Genomic DNA, 19,823 nt, shown 5'->3' on the forward strand with positions numbered 1-19,823 from the left:
CTTGCCCTCTCTTGATTCGGGACAACGGCTGTGACCAGGCGTGTCACCCGACACCGGATAATCTCCCGCTTTCGCAACAGATTCCACAATCCAGCAGCTGATCTTCAATGACGGACCAACAGAAGTTCCAAATTCTTTCTCTTGATGGCGGCGGGATCAAGGGGCTTTTCTCAGCTGCAGTTCTCGCAGCAGTCGAAGAAGACCTTGGCATTTCGGTTGTCAATCACTTCGATTTGGTCACTGGAACCTCCACGGGTGGAATCATTGCTCTTGGCTTGGCATCTGGAAAGAGACCCCGAGAGATCGTCGAGTTCTACCAGCGATATCACCGAGACATCTTCTCGCATCAATACGGATGGAAGTGGACGCGTCATTGGTTTAGACCTCGGCACAAGCAAGAACCACTCGTGGAGGCACTCAAGTCTTCGTTCCAAGACAAAAAGCTTGGTGAGTGCACAAAGAGAGTTGTGATTCCCACTTACAATCTCGGCGAAGACAATGTCCACCTCTTCCGGACGGCACACCATTCTCGACTAAAACGAGATTTTCGATATCCGATCTGGAAGATCGCATTGGCAACAAGCTCTGCCCCGACCTACTTCCAAAGTTGCCGTGAAATCGAAGGTTGTAGGCTGATTGATGGTGGAGTCTGGGCGAACAATCCGACCATGGTTGCGATCGCAGAGGCTGTCGGAACACTCGATGTTCCCATCAATTCCATCCGCGTGCTGAGTATTGGCACGACCGATGCTATTACGAATCGGCATAAGCGACTCGATCGTGGTGGAAAGCTTTCTTGGATTAGAGGCAGTGAAGTAGTTGACATCGTCATGCGGGGCCAAAGCCTCGGCATTGATAACCAGGCGAGGCTCTTGCTCGGTGAAGAGAACTACGACCGTTGGGATTCCAAGACTGCGAAGGGTGCCTTTTCATTGGACGACATCAGCAAGGTTGATGATCTAACCAGCAAGGCAGCGGCTATTAGCCGCCATCTGATGCCGCGTTTCGAGAGCATGTTCTATCCGCACAAGGCGGAAGAATTTGTACCCTGCAACTCGTAGACGAAGACTCAAATGCAAGAAGTAGCCCAGGAACGACTCAGCGACATCTTTCGATACATCGCTGCCGATCTCGACATCACCCGCGAGCAGTACGAAGACGCGGTCGTAAAATACAGGGATGTTGGTGAGCACCTCGGAGCGGAGGATTCACCGCTTCAATCAGCCTACCCGGTGATCTATCCCCAAGGATCGTTTCGCCTTGGGACGATGGTCAAACCCTACGTTGATAGCGACGAGTTCGACATCGACCTTGTCTGTCATCTGAACCTGAAGAAGGAGTCCGTCACCCAGGCAGAACTGAAAAAACGGATCGGCAACCGATTGAAGGACCGCTCGGATCTCAAGAAGATCCTTAAAGAGTCGCGTCGCTGTTGGTTGCTCGACTACCCAGAGCAATTTCACATGGATGTGTTGCCAGCGATTCCTAACCTCGACAGACTTCCGAACGGAATCCTGTTGACGGACACCGAGTTGCGGTATTGGCAACACAGCAGCCCGAAAGATTATGCGGATTGGTTCATGGAGCGTCAGGAGGTCATTCTTCTGGAAAAGATGGCGACCTACGCCGAGCGTTATCAGATGAGCATCGAGGACGTGCCAGAGTTTGATCGAGAGCTTAAAACGCCGTTGCAGCGGACTGTCCAACTGCTCAAGCGACATCGGGACATCTATTTCGCTGGGGATCTATGCAATCGTCCCGTGTCGATGGTAATTACGACGCTGGCAGCGAGGGCTTATGGGAATCAGGGCGATCTGTATGACGCATTGGACACAATCACGGATCGAATGACCGACTTCATCGAGAAGAGAGAGAACGGTGAATGGTGGGTCGAGAACCCGGTCAACGAAGATGAGAACTTCGCTGACAAATGGAATGACTACCCGGAACGGCGGGATGCGTTTTTCCATTGGCTGAAAGTTGTTCGCCAAGATGTCTGCGAAGCCCTCATTCAAGGCTCACTTGAAAAATCGGCACGTGTTCTGTGCTCGGCATTCGGCGAGTCCGTTGTTACTCGGGCTTCGGAAAGAGCAGGGGTGTATTCTCCGTCGTCGAACCGAATGATGATTAAATCAGCGGAATCAGTCCCGCAGCCGGGAACCCTAGTTCACCAGAAGGCACCGATCTGGCCCGTCCAGCAACAGTATCAGTCAATGATCAAGACGACGGTCCACGGAAGCATGGGTTCTGGCAAACGACTCTGGACGATGACCAAAAAACCAATCCAGAAAGGCCTGTGGCTCCGCTTCGAGTTAAAGACCAAGGTTCCTCAGCCATTTGAAGTCTATTGGCAAGTAACCAACACTGGCAAGGAAGCATTCCAAGCCGGCCAGCCACGCGGTGATAGTTTCGAGAAAGGAAGCGGTTCTTTCGGCCAGATCAACTGGGAGCAGACAGCCTACCGAGGGACGCACTTCGTCACAGGGTTCGTGGTCCGAAACGGAATCTGCGTCTCGCAAACACCAGCATACAAGGTGCGGATTCGTGACTAGCTGCCTCGACTTCCAGAGCAAAACCCTCACCCCACTTTTCAAGACAGTATTTTCAATGAAACATGTTTTACTATGTGCATTGGCACTTCAGTTCTTCGCTGCAACTGAAGCGAACGGGCAAGAACGCACGTATGCTCAAAGCAACGGAAACCAGATCGTTGTCACGCGTTATTCGCCACGCGAACTAACCGATGGCGATCTGCCCTCTGCCAAGCTCAAGGAAAACTGGAATACCGATGAAGAAGTTCGTTGGGATCTCACTGCCTACTTGGCATTGCTTTCAGAGCAGGTCTATAGCGATGATGATGAAACGCTCGACTTCCTAATTCGTGGGATGGGGTTCACGAAGTGGGTCGCCATCAAGAACGAAACCATGGCTGCCCATGTTGTCAGTGGTGATGGCTTGGCGGTCGTGATCTTCCGGGGAACCAACTTCACCGAAATTCCAGACTGGTACAAGAACCTCACGGTCGCCTTCGAGACAACGAACCAAGGCAAGTTTCACTCGGGGTTCTCGGATGCCTATCGGAAGGTCCAAAGTGAAGTGCGGCAATTCATCAGCGATGAACAACCATCAAAATTGTGGATCACCGGACACAGTCTTGGTGGAGCAATGGCAGTAGCCTGCGGTGTCGATGTCAAGTTGAATACGAAGACCCCGGCAACAATGGTTACGTTTGGACAACCGAGATTCGCCGACGAGAAGGGGGCAAAGTGGATTGACCAACAGTTTGACGGTCATTATGCCCGCTTCGTTCACGGAGTCGACATCGTTCCAAGCGTTCCCTTCTATGTTCCTTGGATCTTCCCTTACGCCCATGCAGGCAACCTTGTCGCGATACACGATGAAAGAATCACCTTGTCGGAATCGTACTCGTCAACACCCGCTCTCTCTGCCAATTATTGCGGATCCTGCGGTCGAGCCACCATGCAGGCTCAGATTCCTGTCTACCAACCAATCGAGGAGCCGCCACCACTCACGAAGGCAGAATACGAGCAATCACTTCAAACTTACGAGTTCGCCGTTTCGAACGAACCCGCGACCGACTACGCACAAGCCATGAAAGCCCCGCTGGAGTTCAGCCTAGTCCCCAAGATCTTCGCCGACCATTTTATCGACGGATATCGCGTCCTCGTCCGAAGATACCGCGATGGACAAACTCAAATGACAATACCGAGAGACTACCCTTAGCGGAACGAGCGTGTGTACAAACGTGCATCTTCAAAATTCCGATTGGTCCCTGATGATCTCGCCAGTTTCTACTACAATCCCTTGAACGGCCGTTGCACCACCTTGCGGGGTGGTTCATTTGCGATGAATCGGTTTTGGGAGAGGAAAGATCAACAAACGTCAAGTAAAGTGCCGAACACAGGTTGACCCTGATACCGTAGTATTGACATATGTCGATTGTTGCGGCATGAGGTTCCCGGGAGCTTCCAATGGGGGGTGTTGAGGATCCTGGCCGTCTAGCAGCATTTCGCGAAGCTCTTGGAGAGTGGAATTGTGGCGGTTTTATCGTTTGGAAGAAGCGTCCATCAGAGTGGCTGGAAAAGAACCTAGAGGGTTACTCGACCGAGCTGGTTGGAAAGCTGATGTGCGACTTCGAGTTAGCAGGCGGCGAGATTGACGAAACCGTTGAGACACGTCCTGACTACAAAAACATGTATGAGTTCCATCATGATTTTCGGTTCGAGATTAACGGCAGGAAGATCTATATCGAAACAGTCTTGGACATAACCAGGACTGGCCCAACGATCACCGTTGTAAATATGCATGACCAATGAAAATTAAACTCAATTTGTCCGACAAACCTTATCCTCGCCGTTGTGCGGAGTGCAACGAGATTGCCGTCCAGCCTGCGACCGTGTCCTACGATGCGAGTATTAAGCATGATGGAAAGGTCCACGACTTCAGCATCGACCGGTTGCCCGTCGATCAGTGTGGTAAATGTCATGAAGTCTACATGACGAATGAGTCTTCTAGGAAAAAGAGCCGGGCACTATGCGAGCACTTGGGTTTGGTTCACGCGGACGACATTCGCCGGAAGCTTTCTGAACTAGGATTGAGCCAGCGGTGTCTGGCTAGCCATCTACGTGTCGCCGAGGAAACTGTATCGCGGTGGGTTAACGGGCTCTCCGTTCCCTCAAAGTCGCTCAGCGTCTTGATGCAACTTTACTTTAACCTTCCAGAGGTTCGGCAGGCTCTGAGCAGTGACTCAGCTTTACAAGCTGAACACACCGAGATGATGCGTCGGTCAATTACAATCGACATGAGCATGCCTTCTGCCCGCTCTGCTTTCCCTCTCAGAGAGTTTCCTGAAGCGACGCTCCGGCGTCAAAGAGAATTTGAATTAAACCCAGCCGTTTAGCGGTCAATCATTGTGCACACAGTAACATTTTATTCTTTCAAAGGCGGCGTTGGGCGTACCCTTGCCCTCGTGAATGTCGGTGTGGAACTGGCAAATACTGGGCGAAGGGTTTTGCTTGTAGATTTCGATCTCGAAGCACCTGGAATTGATACATACAGTGCTCTCGCTCCCCCTGTTTTGACGAAGGGGATAGTTGATTATGTGTCGTCATACTTAGAATTCCGTCAAGCACCTGATTTGAATGATTACGTCTACAAGGTCGATCAAAGTGACAGGGTGTCAGGCGAGTTGTGGGTCATGCCTGCTGGAAAGCGTGACCGAGAATACGGTTCCAAACTGTCGCGAATTGATTGGCAAGATCTTTACGAAAGGCGAGATGGGTTTCTTCTGCTAGAAGACTTAAAGCTCAAGTGGGAATCGGATATACAGCCTGATTACGTTCTGATTGATTCAAGAACGGGGCACACAGAAGTAGGTGGGATCTGTACTCGGCAACTTCCCGACACGGTTGTTTCTCTTTTTATCCCGAATCAACAGAATCTCCAAGGTCTTGGCTCCGTTGTTGATGCGATCCACAAACAAAACAAAAATTCAAACAAGCAGATCAATCTTGAATTTGTGGCATCTAACGTACCTGACCTAGACGATGAACATCAGATACTTCGTAGGATGATGGGGAAATTCCACAGTCGCTTGTCCGGAAATGGCCCTCGGTTACCCCGCACTGCAATTACAACCATTAATCGATATGACAGCATGCATTTGCTGGATGAATCAATTTTTCTCAGTGAGCGACCGAGAAGTCGCCTAGCGAAGCAATATCGAATGCTGCTGAAGCGGATAATCTCACATAACCTAGATGACCGAGAGGCTGCCCTGCGAGCATTGACGAGAAGCTTCCCAAGAGGTGGCCGGTTCGAGCAACTTTCCATAGGAGACTTCGAGGGTGGGTTGTCTTACTCCGAACAAGATAAAATTCAGACAGTTTTGCGTAAGCACGCAAATGATGCCGAAGTCCACTTCTTGACTGGGCAGCTACTCAAAAGCCGTGGCGATTTTGCGGAAGCCAGTCTGCAGTTTGCTCGGGCTTTCGAGCTCGCTAAAGAGGGAAACGACGCAGAAATCGGGAAGTACCATCTCGAGCTAGTCAACTCAATGTCTAGCTTAGATTCAGAATTCGATGCGATGGCACATCTTGAACAGCTTCTTCAGCAGAGTAGTTCCAGCTTGGACATGGAACAGTTGCTGGGACTGCTTGGACGTTTCTCAGAAGTACCAAGTCGAAAATGGCTGGGTATGAAAGCTTTTGCTGACTTATCCGCATCTGAAATGGACGATTTAGTATGGCAAGTTAGCGATAGCAGATCCTGGCAGAGGTTTTTCGTTGAGCTTTTCAACCGTTCTTCAGATCAATTGCCGGAGCAGAGGATCGCTGACTTCACAAACCTAACTCTTGCAGCGATTGGTTCTGGCCAATGGTGCGAAGTTGTCAAACATCTTCAAGAGCCAGAAGTTCTTTCCAGTCATCGCGTTGACATAAACTTCAATTTTGCAATGGCAAGGTGGGCTGCCGATCGGTTTCCAACTAAGAAGTTTTTCTCCAAAGTCCTTGACCTTTATGACGAAAACCCGGTCGCGGAAGGTCCGAATTTCCTCCAGTGTCTCGCGGTTTGTGAGTTGGTTGTCGGTGACATCGAGATGGCAAGAAACCGTATTGCAACATGCAAGGCACTTGAGCATCGCTCCGTGTTTTTGGAGTTCAGTTGCTGGAGCTACCTAAGACTTGGGCGAGATCGCTTTGCTCAAGACCTTAATGAGATTGAACGATTGGTCAATGGAGAACAAATTTTACCGCGGTTCATTAGAGATGCGGATGGCAGCGACGTTCCTGATTGGACTTCTTAGCGAAGCTTCTTCAGTTATCAGGGTATCTGGATTGTTCGATTCTCAAACATTCAGGACTACCAAATGCGTCACGCACTCTCCACGACCGACGGAAATACAGCAATGATGTACGCCGGGGACACTCCCTGGCATGGGCTCGGTACACAACTCGACGAACCCGCGACTTCTTGGGAGGCAATCGAGGCTGCGGGGCTCAACTACCGAGTTGACTTGAAGCCCATCTACACCGGGGATGGCACTCTCATTCCTCAGCGAAAAGCCGTGGTTCGAGATGACTCCCGTGTAGTTCTGGGCGTCGTTGGCAACAGCTACCAGCCTGTCCAAAACTACCAGAGTTTCGGATTCTTGGATTCCATCGTGGCCGATGGGCAGCTGCGGTATCACACCGCTGGGGCTCTCGGGAAGGGAGAAAAGATTTGGATGCTGGCCAAGTTGCCGGGAGAGATCCGTATCAAGGATTCCGAGGATGTGACCGAACAATTTCTGTTGTTAAGCAACTCTCACGATGGGAGTTCTGCTTTGCGGGTCTTCTTTACTCCGATTCGGGTCGTGTGTGCCAATACCTTGGGATTGGCGGAACGACGTGGGCGGGGTCAGGGCGTCTCGGTTGTTCACAAGGGAGACCTTGCCGCCAAAGTCGGCGAAGCTCAGAAGATCCTTGGACTCGCAACCAAGTTCTACGATAGTGTTGAAGAACGAATCAACCATCTCGCTAATCACTACCCAAGCCGAGAGCAACTGACGGGGTACTTCGAGCGTCTCTATCCTGATCAAGATGGAGCGAAGAACAAACGGGCCGAGAATGTACGGTCGGAATTGTTCAAACTTTTCGAGGAGGGAAGAGGGCAGAACATCCCTGAAACCAAGCTGACTACTTGGGCAGCCTTCAATGCGGTGACCGAGTTTGTCGACCATCACCGAACCACACGGGGAAAGACAGATCGTGATCGAGCGTCGAGCCGGTTGGAATCAGCTTGGTTCGGTAGCGGTGCCTCGCTGAAGGCGAAGGCTTGGGACGAGGCACTTGATCTGGCGGTTTAAATGAGCTTGTTTCTTACGCTTCTACTCGGTGGTACCAAGTAACGATTTTCCCGTTTACACGACTTCCCTGCTTGGTCCACCCGCAAGCTGTGAGATGGTCCCTCATCAGCATTCCAAAGACCTGAGCGGTGAATGGTTCAGATAGCAGGCCAAAATCGTAGTGTTCTGGAAGAATGCGTGATCCCGCATGATCGCTCCTCACTTTGTCGATCGAGGCTACAAGCCGATCAATCGACTCGCGAACGGAATCAAGCACATGTCGCTGATCTCGGCAAAGAGAATCGTAGAGAATCACCTCTGGATTCTTCCTCATGGTCGTGGCCTCTGCTGGAATTGAGCAAACGGTTAGATAGGATCGGCTAAGAAGAATAGCAGCATTGGCACTATTCCGTAAATCTCTTGCCGACGAGTCCCAGGGTTGGCAGGCGGATTCGCTAAGTTTTCTTGGATGAGCTCACCCAGCACTCCGACTCCTAAGAGAGTCCAGAACTACCAAGGCCGACTCATCGCGATCGGCGACATTCACGGCCACTCCAACGCCCTTGACTCGTTGATCCGGGCGATTAATCCATCGGCCAAGGATGAAATCATCACTCTGGGCGACTACGTCAATCGCGGTCCCGGTTCTGAGGGAGTCATCGAACAGCTAATCGAGCTACAGGATCGATGTCAGTTGATCTCCATCCTGGGCAACCACGATGAAATGCTTTTGGATGCTCGAAAAGATCAGTACGCCTTCGATCGGTTCGTGATGAGTGGCGGTAAAGAGACTGTCCAGTCCTACCGGAGTCAGAAATTGGATGCCATCCCTGATGCACATTGGGAGTTCCTGGAATCGTGTCGTGACTACCACGAAACATCGAACTTTATCTTCACCCATGCCAATGCATGCAGTCACACGCCGATGAACGACCAACTTTCATCAGTGCTTCGATGGACCGGCGTAGACGAAATGGAAATCTGCAATCATCGAACCGGGAAAAGTTTAGTTGTGGGACACGCAGCAGGTGAAGAAATCCGAAACTTCGGAACCTGTGTGTGCATCGACACCGGATGTGGATTTGGAGGTGTTCTAACCGCCTACGAACCAGCAACCAAGAAACGATGGCAAGTCACAGAAGATGGGCGGCACGTCAACTAACGCGACGATGACTTCATTTGGGTAATTAGGTTGTCACTTACTCAAAACACGAGGCACTTTGATGCTGAAAGTCAACGTCGGGATGAGCCGGAAGGTATCCAAGGATTTCAACAGCACTGGGTTCAGCATAAACCTGGAAGGCGAAATCGGAGCCCCGGTGAACGATCCGGAATTCGTGATCGAGGAGATTAAGAAATACTACGATGTGGCGGAAGAATCTCTCCGGGTCCAGATCGGGCGATACCAAGAAGAGGGTGTGATCGAGGCACGTCCCGCCACCAACGGTCATCAGTCGTCACGTCAACAGGCACCCCCGCAAAAAAAGACGACGCCGAGCCCCGACGGCACAGGACACGTCAATCGGATCAACGGTAACGCTGCCCATGCGGACGAGCCATTCCATCCACCGGCAACCAACAAGCAGATTCAGTTTCTGCTGACGCTCGGGAAGCGAGAAGGCCTCACGAAACCTCAGTTGGAGCAGAAGGCAAAAACCATCATCGGTCGTGATACCGATCTCTATGACATGACCCGCCGTGAGGCAGGCAGCGTGATTGACCAGTTCATGCCGGCAAACAGCAAGAACTCTCGTTAGACGCTTCGCTCACTCTTCATTCGCTGAGATCATCCATGACACCCATCAAGCGTCCGCACTGGAGCTTCAGTTCGATTAGTCAGTATCGACGATGCCCACTGCAATTCTACTTCGAGCGAATTGCCAAAATCTCTCGAAGGTCCGTCAGCAGCAGCCTCGTGTTTGGTTCAGCCATCCACGATGCTCTGGCTGTTCATCACCAACGAATCAAATTGGGCCGCGAAGCATCGGAACAGAATCTGAAATCCGACTTCATGGGTTCATGGAAAGTTCGGACCGAACGCCAGCAGGTCTCGTTCAAGGCAAAAGAATCGGCTTCGGACTTGATCGGAAAAGGCCAAGCCCTGATGGAACTGTACTCCAGAGAAACACCACCAGCCAACATCATTGCCGTCGAGGAGCGAGTCTTGGTTCCATTGTGCGACAGCAGCGGCAATATTCTGGAACGCCCCTTGGCCGCGACGTGCGATCTGATCTCTGGCACACCTGAGCAAACCAAGGTCACCGAGTTCAAGACAGCGGCAAAAGCGTACTCCAACTTTGACGTGGAAAGCTCGCTCCAGCCGAATTGCTACACGCAGTCAGCCCTGTCAACGATGGACCGATGGGTGTCCGTTGAGTTCGTGGTTTTCACGAAAACGAACACTCCGAAGATTCAGAGGCTGAAAACATCGAGATCCCAGGAGGATTTGGACCGACTCGGAGATGTGGCAAAGAATGTTGAAAAGGCAGTCGAGAATCAGATCTTCTATCCCATCGAGAACCCAATGAACTGTTCGGGGTGTCCCTTTCGGGAAGAATGCCGTCAGTGGAAATCAAGTAGCTCCACGATCAAGCAAGAGCAAGAAGCCCATGCGGAACGTGAGGTGGTCTGTGCTGGTTGAACTTGGAAAAAAGGCGGGATGCCTTTGTGACTTGGCCGAGCGAGGAACAGTTCACTGCCCGCTCAACGTTCGAGAAACAAGCGAAGATGTCGTGACAGGGGAACTCTTCGGAAAGCTCCAACTCATCGACCCACGCTGGTGGCTTCCTGACTTCCTCAACCGATCACTCGGCACCAACGAGTACCGGCAGCAAATCTATCGAAACCTCGAGATCAAACTCTGGTCCCGACAACCGACCTTTCCACCGGAACTGCTCCCCTGGCGTGAGGGGAATACGGAAGTGGACGTTGAAATCCGATGGGAGAATCCGGCGACAACTATCTTCATCGAGATGAAACTCGGATCGGACGTGTCAAGGACGACCAGCCGAACCAACGGAGCGGAAGCCTTTCCATCAGACCAGCTCATTCGCAACCTCAGGGTCGGACTTCATCAGGCGGGCTGGTTCCGAGAAGGGGAACTATTCCACGGTGAACGAAGAAGGTTTGGGCTGATTCTATTGGCACCAAAATTGGGACATCCGCTAGTGGACCTATACAGGGACCGAACACGATTGATTCAGTCCATTCCCTCGGGAAGCGAACTTATCGAGCTTCCCGAGGGGCCTGTGATCGGAGCATCGAACTACCTCGGGATCACGGAAATCTTGGAAAAAAATGCTCGATTTATGACAGGGGCCGAAAGAAGAATCTCGTGCCAAATCGGCGAATATCTCGAATTAAAGACGAAACAAATTCGGAGTAAACGCCCACGTTCGATTCAGAAACCTCAATCACTCCCGCTCGCATGAAATTTTGGGCGTGACCCACCTCTGTCCGTCATCCTTGATCCAATGGGTAAACCCCAAAAGCACCGGAACCAAAAATCACGATGGCAAAGAAAACGGGACCGAAGAAGAACATCCCAGAACGACCGGACGGAGATCGGCGAGTTCGACAGAGCCTGCGTATCGCCAGGGTTCTTCATGTCCTGAATCTGATTCAGTCACGAGGCCGATGGAACGTGAGTGCGATTGCGAAAGAACTGGGGTGTTCGAATCGGACCGTCCACAGAGACCTGAACGTACTCGAATTCTGTGGAGTGCCTTTTTACTTCAGTGAAGAGGAGCAGTGTTATCGGGTGCGGTCAGACTACCGATTCCCAACCCTGATGCTCACGAACGAAGAGGCTCTTGGGCAAGCAGTCGCAACCGCCATCAGTAAGGCACCTGGTCTCGATATCGGACTTGGGGCTTCACCCACGACCACTCGGTTAGCTTCTACCTCAAAGGATGAAACCAAACAGATCATCGCTGACGCCATGAGCTTGGTGGAGGTGTTCGATTTGAAACTCGCGGACCACAGCAAGCACGGGGAGATCCTGAAAACAATCCAACTTGCCTTGCTGGGATCGAATCAAGTCAAAGGAGTTTACGAATCACCCTACGAAGACTCACCAGTCAAACTGACGATTCATCCTTACCGGCTGTGTTTGGTCAAACAGGCGTGGTACGTCATTGGTCACATCGAAGGCGAGACGGAACCCAAGACTTTTCGAGCTGCCCGGTTCATAAGTCTACGGCAAACCGAAGCCATCGCTGACCGACCGAAGGACTTTGATCTACGGAAATATCTCGGAAACGCATGGTCTGTTTTGCGTGGGGCGAAGAGTTGCGACGTGGAACTTCGATTCGACGCCTCAGTTGCTGGGGTGGTTTTGGAAACTAACTGGCACCACACGCAGACAACGAAAAAGCACCGCGATGGAAGCTTGACATTGAAATTCACGGTCGATGGACTCGAAGAAATTCAAAGGTGGATTCTCGGGTGGACAGGGAAGGTCAAGATTGTCGGGCCGGAAGAACTGCGAACCAAGATTATTGGTTCCTTACAAAAAGGTGTTGAAATGAACTTGATAGTGCCAAGGCAGACCTGACCCAACTTGGTCGGTTCATTCGGGTAGATAGTTCAGCAGTCACACGCTTCTCAGTTTCCGCAAAACGATGGATCACCAATCACCTTTGACGTACGACGAAGCTTGTTTCACAAAACGTCTCCTGTTTGAAACGCTCAACTTCAACGAGCCGATTGAGAGGACGGCAGAAACAAAATTCCGAGATCTCGGACTCAGCAATGGTGCAATCGAGAACTTCATCCGGGTTATGAAGATTGTTGACAACACCATGCTGGCGAAGATCTACGAGGGACATGAACCACTACCAACTGCTTCTCGCCCTTGGAAGACTCAAGCAGCTTTCCTCGAACGCGTTTCGGAGATTCAAGACTGGCTAAGTACGAATGATGGTGAACCGTGCGGTGTTGAACCATTCCTCTACGAGGACAAACGAGACGTATCACCGCAACCTCGGAAACTTCTTTCTTCCGATGAACTCAATTCGCTGACGAGGCAAAATGATCAATGAGCAATCTCCCACCAAACCGTCCCGACGCTGCTTCCTACGGATTCTTCTGGTACGCGGTCTTACTCCTGATGGTACCTTTCGGCCTGCCCGCTTGTATCATTGTCGCTCCTTTTAGTTGGTACTTTGAATTGGCACCAGGAAACTCAGTTGCTCTTTGGGCAATCGGCATTGTTGATCTGATCTTGGTTTTTTGTTTTCTGTACTACTTGGAAGAGAAAGGTCGTAGTTGATGAGCGACAGGCTTTTCTCGAAATTCATTCGCAACACTAAAACCATGAGCTAAAACAGCCAATGCAATTGACCATCTTCCGGGGAAGTAAAGAAGTCGGGGGGAACTGCATCGAGGTTCAGGCTGGCGAAACAAGGATCATCCTTGACGTTGGGATGCCTCTGTTCGACGAGCATGGACAGACGCACGACGGGTTCACCTTGGGCCGGCTGACGACCGAAGAACTTCAAGTCCAAGGAATCATTCCCAAGGTTCTCGGGCTCTTCGATGGGGATGGCCGGCCAGATGCCATATTTCTGTCACATGCCCATCTTGATCACGTTGGTTTGCTCAAACACACGAACCCTTTCATCCCTGTCTACGCGAGCAAGGGAACCAGCAAAATGATGCTGGCGGGAGGTGTGTACGCGAATCAACAACAGCTTCCCAGGGATCGTTTTAAGGAAGTGAAGCCACGGCAAGCTATCACGATAGGTGACATCACCGTGACTGCCTTTCCGGTGGACCATTCCATCCACGGCTGCCTCTCGTTTCTGGTTGAAGCCGATGGAAAGCGAATTCTCTACACTGGAGATTTGCGGCTTCACGGAAGACGGCCAGACGAACACAAACAAATCATCGAAGCACTTGGCAACACGAGTCTAGATGCCCTGATCGTGGAGGGAACTCACTTCGGTTTCGAAGATGGAAACAATGTCACTGAGGAACAACTTGGAATTCAAATTGGTCGGCAGGTCGAAAACTCAATTGGATTGGTTTTGGCATCGTTTTCACCGCAGAACATCGATCGGCTAAGAGCCTTTATTCGGGCTGCCCAGCAGAACAACCGAACGTTTGTAGCCGACGCGTACACGGCCTTCGTTCTTCATCTCATCAGTGCAGACGCTAAGATTGAGAACCCGCTCAAAACGGGTCATGGACGGGTCTACTTCCCCGGCAACTTGAAAGAGAAAATCGAGCGTCGGGGAACCAACCGGGCGAACGAAATATTCCGAGACTCGGAAATCGACATGATTGAAATCTTGGACGAACCCGAAAAGTACGTCATGGTTTTTCGAGCAAGCATGTTGGTTGACTTCGATGGAAGTCTTCCTTCTCAAACACATTGCCTTTACTCAACATGGCACGGGTACAGCGAACGTCCTGATTGGCGGGACGTAAAGAACGCTCTCGCTGAAAGTGATGGCAAATTTACCCACGCTCACACCAGCGGGCACGCCCTGTCATCGGACATCGTGACGTTCACTAAAGCGATGAACGCGAAGACAATTATCCCTATCCACAGCTTTGAACCTGAGACGTTTAAAGAGCATTTCGAGAATGTGACAATTGCGACGGACGGAGAATCAATCAAGATCTAGGTTTGCTGGATCGACCAAGGCAGGTGATCGAGTGGTGTTGCAGTTAGGCTTCGGGCCTCCACTAATCGCTACTAGAGAGTAGTGAAGACTCGACAAGACTTTGGTCCCCAGGCAGCATTTGTTCGTGTTCATCGAAGAAGAACCTCGGTTGAATTTCAGTCAAACAAAACGCTTCACAAACTGTTGATTCAAGATCAGTTCCAACAGGGTGATCACCGCCATGAGCTACACCCCAATTTCCACTACCCATCTGAACAACGCGGCCACGAGGCAACCCGTAGGGACAATTCCCAATCTGCTCGATTAGTTCATTCCCCTTGAGGTGATGCAGCCCTGTAAGAATGCGGATCACTTCTTCCCAGATCTCAACGTGACCGGCTTCGCCACCCTCATAAAAGGCGTTGGGAAAAACCAAAACCGTCCATGCTCCATCCGGGACTGGAATCCAGTAATAGGCACCGCCGAAAGGCAGCCCTCTCTCCAAAGCCAAGTGATGGCGATGGTGCTGATGACTGGTCACCACAGCAGTTCGGATAGCTGAATTGACACCGATCAGCCAAGGGCTTTGCCACTTCTTCTTCAACATCAACAACCTCGTGAAATTGGGAAGCCAACACTAATACCACGGGAGGCTGACAAGGCTGGGCCAGGGGTGGTTCAGAATTGCAGGCACCAACCAACCGATCGAAACAGAAGCCGGGCACCAATAGATCAAGAGTAATACTGGCTTCGTTGGTCAAAAGCGTTCTTGACTGCCGACCGGTAAGTTTCATCGTTGTGACGGGATTGATCCCAAGAAAAATCAGTCGGGAAACCCAAGAAACCGAAGTGAACGACGCGAGGGTAATCTGCACACTGAAACTGGTTAGAGAACTCGATGACACCTTCACACATCGCTTTTTCAAACGCCTGTAGCCACGAACTCTTTTTCTCAAAACGAAAGTAAAATGAGACCGGAGCAAGCACGTGAAGCTGAAGTTGTTTGGGATCAAGTGATTTGCTTTCCAATCCCTTTGGCAACAGACGATCACGGTTGACTTGAAAGAATACGTTGGTCAGCCCGTAAATCAGAACCTGAATTGCAGCCGACAGCGGCGTATTGGAATCGACCTTTAACTCAACCAAATCAAGTACGTTACCATCAAGACCAGCGAGGTCTAAGGTCTTGCCACTCTTCCCAAGCAGACCAGAGTCAACTGGAATTTGATTCGCCCAGTCTTCTCCCGTCATTCGGGAGATGGTTCGCTCCAGTGGTACTTCCGGTCCACGTTCCTTGTCATCGAACTTGACGTTCTTTGTGAATCGCCAGTTCTGTCTTGAACTTGTTGAAGGACATCCCGCTGCTCCCCAATTCCGCATCATCTGACCGAAAAGATCACAAGCAAGTTCTCGACCGTCTGGAAGATTTTCTTCCTCCATTTGGAGCAGCGAAGTAGGAGACATGTAGCGAGGCTTGATTCCAGCCCACTCATCCGTGATTCGCAAGTGTCGATCAACAATTTCAGGGCAGCCATCAAACAGACTCATTGCACTTCCAGTGGAGGCTTGCGGGTTACGAACCTGCAATAACAAGACGCGGGTTCCGTTAGCTCCAGATTGTCACACCTCCCAACGCCAACTGCGGGTCACAGTGCAATTGGTCCTGCGTCACAAGAGTGCTTCAAGACCAACAAAAGCCGGGCCAAACAGAATGCCAACAGTTGGCCAGAGGGTGTGACCCACCGTTTGCGACGTCCCCGGGGAAGATCACGACGTCCAAATTGGGGAATGTGATCGACGGAAACGGGATGGCAAAGAAAGCAAACCTAGACGAGCAACCAAGAGAACGGAGTGACGCCGAAAGGCGAGCACGTCAGTGTGCTCGACTAGCCAATCTGATGAAGGTGCTGCACCTGATTTCTGGTCGGGGACGGTGGGACGCCAAGGGATTGGCCGAGGAACTCGAATGTTCCCAGCGAACTATTCACCGAATGTTGTCTACACTCAGCATGGCCGGGGTCCCCTGGTATTTCGACGAGAAATTCCGAGCCTACCGAATCCGTCCGGGCTTCAAGTTTTCGCTTGCAGAAAACGCTGTTCTGAATCCTGAGTGTGAGCCACAAGCAGCGAATGACAAAGAGTCCTTTCAGGACGCCACCGAGCGTCTTATTGAAGACGGCGAAGCATTTGCTGAGTCACTAACCCAGTTTTTGGAAATGCTGAAACGCTCAGTTTCCACTGCAGGCGAGAACAAAGTTGCCGACTAGCCTCCGGCGGCATCCGCCTGTTGAAAGCGTGCGTCGTTTCTAAAATTCGACGTCACTCCAGCCCGTCGCATTCTTGCTATCCTGGGCGTCTGCAGGCATCGATAGCCTGCCGGGGATTTGGGACTTCTCGTGGAAAATTGGCGATGACTGAATGGAAACGGCCGTTTTTGGATCTCAAGAGCAAGCTTGTGACACAGTACGAATCTGGAAATGAGATTTTCCATGCGATCGTCCTGTCGTTAGATCATGCTGCCTCAGACCTGACTCAGGCAATTAGCGGCTTGGAGCCGGCCTGCATGAGCGACCGGCTGGATAGGACGATCGAGATCCCATCACCGGGCTGCCAGTTGCACGCTCACATGTTCTGGGGCGGCAATGAAGAAGTCGAGGCACTTCGCAAGTCTCTGATTGGAATTTTCTCCTCGGTGAGAAATATACCTGAACCGTACCTTCCTAAACTCGCGGTTCCGCTTGGTATGGGCCAAGCAGAGCGTGATCTGGTCTTGTGGAGCGGGCTGGTTTACCACTTGGCGTGGAAGTTCGAAGCATGGTACCTGCAAGCAGAGGTTGAGTGTTCCGGGAGCGTGGACGGACGGAGCTATACCGCGTGGAATGACTGGCCGGGGTCGTATGCGTTCGATCCACGAGATGCAATACTTTGCGTCCAAGGAGTGAGTACACCAAACGCTTGGCCGCAGCTAATTGAGCGGGAGGAGGGCAATGTTCCAGCTATGATCGTCGCTTACCTTCTCGGCGATCCCATTTGCGGAGGCTTTATCAAGGCATCGCTCGCTGCGGTAGATATCGTTTTGTTTCAACTCGACCAGCCCGGACCGGTAGCTCCCAAACAAATAAAGTCACGTCGACCCTCCGCCAAACGCAATCTCCGTTTGAAAAATGATGAACTCGATTTAATCAAGGAAGTTCGGCGTCTTCACGTTTACCAGCAGATAGCCGAACCGCTTACGCAGGCTCAGATGGCAATTGAACTGGCCTGGGTTACTGACCCTAAGGAGGGAAAAGAGAGAAAAGCACTCCTGTCCCGAGTCCACAGAGCAGCAGAAAGACTTTTTCCTGAAGGTGGCTGGAACCAATACCTCGAAATGGTGGCTGCTGGTCCCGGCTTACCTGGATTCGCAGACATTTTGGACAACATGGTCAGCCGAGTCCAAAATGAATTGTCAGCTTTGATCGAAAGTGAGATGAGCCGTTGATGTAGCCACGCTGAATATTCAGTCAGCAACAAATCTGAATAGAGCAAACCGCGGGATCGATGAACTGTCGCTTGGAGTGCGAGAGCAAAACAGCGGTTTAGTCGGGTAGAAGTGAATAGCCAGGCAAAGGGTGTAAGGCCAACATCCCATTAAATAACGGTATTCACCCCATGAAGACGACAGACAACTCCATTCTCGGCGTCATCAACCCGGAAGAACTGTACACGCTTACTGCGTTCAAGCGGCGGCTCGGGGTAGCTGATGCCACCCTGCGTACCGCCCGCCGTGCAGGGCTCAAGGTTCACTACCTACACAAGCAGGGATTCATACTCGGGAGTGACTGGATCGATTACGTTGTCAACTCCGCCCCCAACGCTTCACGCGGACAGGTTGACTCTACTTCGACCGCTGCACAGGAGGCTAAGTGATGGCAAAAAAAAAGCAAGTAGCCAACCACAAAAGAGCTCCCAAGGTTCGGATTGCAGCACCCAAAAACCGTCCTCTTCAAGTTCGGTACTTTTGTCCTACTGAAAAACGGGAAGTTCGACTTTCTGTTGGAAGCCAGGACATGAAAGAAGCGGAACAACTGAAGAACGAGATCGAAGCAAAGCTCTTGCTTGGGATCTCCGTACGATCGAACCAGAACAAAGTCCGAGGTCCAGGGATGACGTGGGAAGAATTCAGAGAAGACTACAGTCAACTTCACCTGAAATCAGTCCGGGATAGTTCCGCGAAAGATGCCGAAAGCAGATTGGATATTGCAACCAAGATCATCAAGCCCAAGACACTCGGAGAGATGGCCAAGCCTGCTTCACTACAACGGCTTCAATCCGGACTTTTGGCAGGCGAGCACAGTCGACGGAGGAAGCCGCGGTCACCGCACACCGTTCGTGGTTACATGAAGAGTATCGTGTCAGCCCTGAACTGGGCGTACGACCAAGACTGGCTGGTGGATCGGCCCAAACGCCCCCGGATCAAGGTGTCCAAGAACTCAGCAATGAAAGGAAGGCCTATCACAGAGGCCGAGTTTAAGAAAATGCTGGATTGCACCGCGGCTGAGGTGGGTGATGAAGCGGCCGACTCATGGAAGTTCATTCTTCATGGCCTTTGGGAATCAGCACTGCGAATCGATGAGCTGATGCACGTTTCTTGGGATCAGCCTGGGACCATTCGGCCGAAATGGACGGAGGGCAAATTACCAGTGTTGGAGATCCCAGCCCCAATGCAGAAGAACGATACCGAAGAAGATATTCCGCTACTTCCTGCTTTTGAGAGACTGCTAGTGCAGGTTCGCGAGAAGGATCGAACGGGTTGGGTTTTTGATCCCCTCTCCTTGCACCTGAAACTTGGTCGGAAGGTACGACACCAACGGCCCGACGCTGAGTGGGTAGGCAAAGTAATTAGCCGAATCGGGCAACGAGCCAAGGTAGAGGTTGCACCGGCAAATCCCACAACCGGAGTTGAGATCAAGTTCGCCTCGGCACACGACCTAAGACGGTCCTGCGGGGATCGACTTCGAAATGCCGGAGTACCACCGCTAGTGATCTGTCGAGTGATGAGGCACTCATCCTGGGAGACCACCCGCAGGCACTACGCACCGGGCGATGTTCAGAAAGATGCAGAGACCCTCCGCCGCACCTTGCGGAACGAAGCATCCGAATCTGAAGACAACAAATGAAAAAAGCCCAAACAGTTGTACCTGGGTACAGTCGAGAGGGCCATTTGACGTAAGTGCAGTACACCCCACTGGATTCGAACCAGTAACCTTCGGTTTCGTAGACCGATGCTCTATCCAATTGAGCTAGGGGTGCTTCTTCAATTCGTCAGCGGCGAATCGCTTTCGCGTCGCTCGCGAGGGCGTGAAAATATCGGCTGGTCTGGTTTC

General features: G+C 51.5%; 18 protein-coding genes and 1 tRNA gene. 16 read left to right on the forward strand and 3 right to left on the reverse strand.

What is annotated here, in order from left to right; translation table 11 throughout:
* The first annotated feature begins 107 nt into the window (after positions 1-107).
* The 12 genes from CEE69_RS15365 (at position 108) to CEE69_RS15435 (ending at position 14,478) form a co-directional block, all read left to right on the forward strand.
* The gene (locus CEE69_RS15365; protein WP_099261513.1) at positions 108-1,061 is read left to right on the forward strand and encodes a CBASS cGAMP-activated phospholipase; all 954 of its coding nucleotides are present in this window, start codon (positions 108-110) and stop codon (positions 1,059-1,061) included.
* 12 nt (positions 1,062-1,073) lie between these two features.
* Positions 1,074-2,552, forward strand: coding sequence for a nucleotidyltransferase (locus tag CEE69_RS15370; protein ID WP_099261514.1), 1,479 nt, complete (start codon positions 1,074-1,076; stop codon positions 2,550-2,552).
* Positions 2,553-2,607: 55 nt separating this feature from the next.
* Positions 2,608-3,744 (forward strand): lipase family protein, encoded by a 1,137-nt coding sequence (locus CEE69_RS15375; RefSeq protein WP_099261515.1) that lies wholly within the window; start codon positions 2,608-2,610, stop codon positions 3,742-3,744.
* Between the two features lie 248 nt (positions 3,745-3,992).
* Positions 3,993-4,337 carry a hypothetical protein gene (locus CEE69_RS15380; RefSeq protein ID WP_099261516.1) on the forward strand — a complete coding sequence of 115 codons (345 nt, stop codon included), beginning with the start codon at positions 3,993-3,995 and terminating at the stop codon, positions 4,335-4,337.
* Complete coding sequence (locus CEE69_RS15385) at positions 4,334-4,921, forward strand: hypothetical protein (RefSeq protein WP_099261517.1); 588 nt, start codon at positions 4,334-4,336, stop codon at positions 4,919-4,921. Before CEE69_RS15380 ends, CEE69_RS15385 begins: the two co-directional genes overlap by 4 nt.
* Before the next feature lie 12 nt (positions 4,922-4,933).
* The gene (locus CEE69_RS15390) at positions 4,934-6,826 is read left to right on the forward strand and encodes a ParA family protein (protein WP_158231033.1); all 1,893 of its coding nucleotides are present in this window, start codon (positions 4,934-4,936) and stop codon (positions 6,824-6,826) included.
* A gap of 63 nt (positions 6,827-6,889) precedes the next feature.
* A complete protein-coding gene (locus CEE69_RS15395; protein ID WP_099261519.1) occupies positions 6,890-7,867 on the forward strand; it encodes a DUF932 domain-containing protein in 978 nt (325 codons plus the stop codon).
* Between the two features lie 448 nt (positions 7,868-8,315).
* Entirely contained in the window at positions 8,316-9,008 is a 693-nt protein-coding gene (locus tag CEE69_RS15400; RefSeq protein ID WP_099261520.1) for a metallophosphoesterase family protein, read from the forward strand.
* A gap of 61 nt (positions 9,009-9,069) precedes the next feature.
* Positions 9,070-9,603 carry a hypothetical protein gene (locus CEE69_RS15405; RefSeq protein WP_099261521.1) on the forward strand — a complete coding sequence of 178 codons (534 nt, stop codon included), beginning with the start codon at positions 9,070-9,072 and terminating at the stop codon, positions 9,601-9,603.
* 35 nt (positions 9,604-9,638) lie between these two features.
* A complete protein-coding gene (locus CEE69_RS15410; protein ID WP_099261522.1) occupies positions 9,639-10,487 on the forward strand; it encodes a RecB family exonuclease in 849 nt (282 codons plus the stop codon).
* Positions 10,488-11,357: 870 nt separating this feature from the next.
* Positions 11,358-12,401, forward strand: a complete 1,044-nt coding sequence (locus CEE69_RS15420; RefSeq protein ID WP_099261524.1) for a helix-turn-helix transcriptional regulator — start codon at positions 11,358-11,360, stop codon at positions 12,399-12,401.
* A 778-nt stretch (positions 12,402-13,179) separates the two neighbouring features.
* Positions 13,180-14,478 carry an MBL fold metallo-hydrolase gene (locus CEE69_RS15435; RefSeq protein WP_099261527.1) on the forward strand — a complete coding sequence of 433 codons (1,299 nt, stop codon included), beginning with the start codon at positions 13,180-13,182 and terminating at the stop codon, positions 14,476-14,478.
* A gap of 61 nt (positions 14,479-14,539) precedes the next feature.
* Here the strand turns inward: CEE69_RS15435 and CEE69_RS15440 are convergent, their stop codons facing one another.
* Both CEE69_RS15440 and CEE69_RS15445 read right to left on the reverse strand, forming a co-directional pair.
* Positions 14,540-15,064, reverse strand: a complete 525-nt coding sequence (locus CEE69_RS15440; protein WP_099261528.1) for a hypothetical protein — start codon at positions 15,062-15,064, stop codon at positions 14,540-14,542.
* A gap of 125 nt (positions 15,065-15,189) precedes the next feature.
* A complete protein-coding gene (locus tag CEE69_RS15445) occupies positions 15,190-16,005 on the reverse strand; it encodes a hypothetical protein (protein ID WP_099261529.1) in 816 nt (271 codons plus the stop codon).
* Positions 16,006-16,355: 350 nt separating this feature from the next.
* Between CEE69_RS15445 and CEE69_RS33210 the strand changes: the two genes are divergently transcribed.
* The 4 genes from CEE69_RS33210 to CEE69_RS33670 all read left to right on the forward strand — a co-directional run bounded on the left by CEE69_RS33210 (position 16,356) and on the right by CEE69_RS33670 (position 19,616).
* Positions 16,356-16,724, forward strand: a complete 369-nt coding sequence (locus CEE69_RS33210) for an HTH domain-containing protein (RefSeq protein WP_261341348.1) — start codon at positions 16,356-16,358, stop codon at positions 16,722-16,724.
* 143 nt (positions 16,725-16,867) lie between these two features.
* The gene (locus CEE69_RS15455) at positions 16,868-17,938 is read left to right on the forward strand and encodes a hypothetical protein (protein WP_099261531.1); all 1,071 of its coding nucleotides are present in this window, start codon (positions 16,868-16,870) and stop codon (positions 17,936-17,938) included.
* Between the two features lie 170 nt (positions 17,939-18,108).
* Positions 18,109-18,366 carry a hypothetical protein gene (locus CEE69_RS15460; protein WP_099261532.1) on the forward strand — a complete coding sequence of 86 codons (258 nt, stop codon included), beginning with the start codon at positions 18,109-18,111 and terminating at the stop codon, positions 18,364-18,366.
* 569 nt (positions 18,367-18,935) lie between these two features.
* On the forward strand, positions 18,936-19,616 hold the full coding sequence (locus tag CEE69_RS33670) for a tyrosine-type recombinase/integrase (RefSeq protein WP_390179976.1): 681 nt from the start codon (positions 18,936-18,938) through the stop codon (positions 19,614-19,616).
* Positions 19,617-19,675: 59 nt separating this feature from the next.
* Here CEE69_RS33670 and CEE69_RS15470 read toward each other — a convergent pair.
* Positions 19,676-19,749 (reverse strand) — tRNA-Arg (locus tag CEE69_RS15470).
* Positions 19,750-19,823: the final 74 nt, after the last annotated feature.

The organism is Rhodopirellula bahusiensis (genome assembly GCF_002727185.1).
GTDB classification, from domain to species: Bacteria; Planctomycetota; Planctomycetia; order Pirellulales; family Pirellulaceae; genus Rhodopirellula; species Rhodopirellula bahusiensis.